Origin of the sequence: Christensenella hongkongensis, from assembly GCF_000981035.1 — a bacterium.
Lineage (GTDB): Bacteria > Bacillota > Clostridia > Christensenellales > Christensenellaceae > Christensenella > Christensenella hongkongensis.
Map to the genome: position 1 here is coordinate 1 of NZ_LAYJ01000036.1, position 655 is coordinate 655.

The following is a 655-nucleotide window of genomic DNA, read 5'->3' on the forward strand; positions in this document are numbered from 1 at the left end:
CCTCGTAGGGCCGTTGGGACTGAATCCATTCATCCTGCATCTTTGGGGAGGAACGGAGACGGGTAAAACCGTCGCGCTTCTTCTGGCGGCGTCGGTGTGGGCCTGTCCGAAGATGGGGCAGTACATCCACACCTTTAACGCGACCAATGTAGGGCTGGAGATGTCGGCCGGCTTTGTCAACAGCCTGCCGCTGATCCTTGACGAGCTGCAGATCGTATCCGACAAAAGGAAGTTTGACGAGGACATATATAAGCTTTGCGAGGGCGTAGGTAAGAGCCGGAGTAATAAAAGCCTTGGGATCAACCGGGTTCAGACATGGGAGAACTGCACGATTACAAACGGTGAAATGCCGATTACGTCGATTACGTCTGGGGGTGGTGCGGTGAACCGTATTATTGAAATTGAGTGTGCGGAAAAGCTGTTCAGTAATCCGAAACGTGTGGCTGATACGCTAAAGCGAAATTACGGCTTTGCAGGGCATATGTTTGTGGCATGGCTTCAGGAGGAGGGGAACATTGACCAGGCGCGGGACTTATACGATGCGTATTATAAGATACTGTCTGAAAACGATACGACTGAAAAGCAGGCAATGAGTGCAGCGGCCATCCTGACCGCGGACAGCCTGATAACGACGCTGATCTTCAAGGAAAACCAA

At 51.9% G+C, this 655-nt stretch carries 1 protein-coding gene; it reads left to right on the plus strand.

Annotated features, from left to right (window positions below):
• Positions 1–655, plus strand: a 655-nt coding sequence (locus tag CHK_RS01740; protein WP_046442307.1) for a DUF927 domain-containing protein, incomplete at both ends; no start/stop codon positions are given.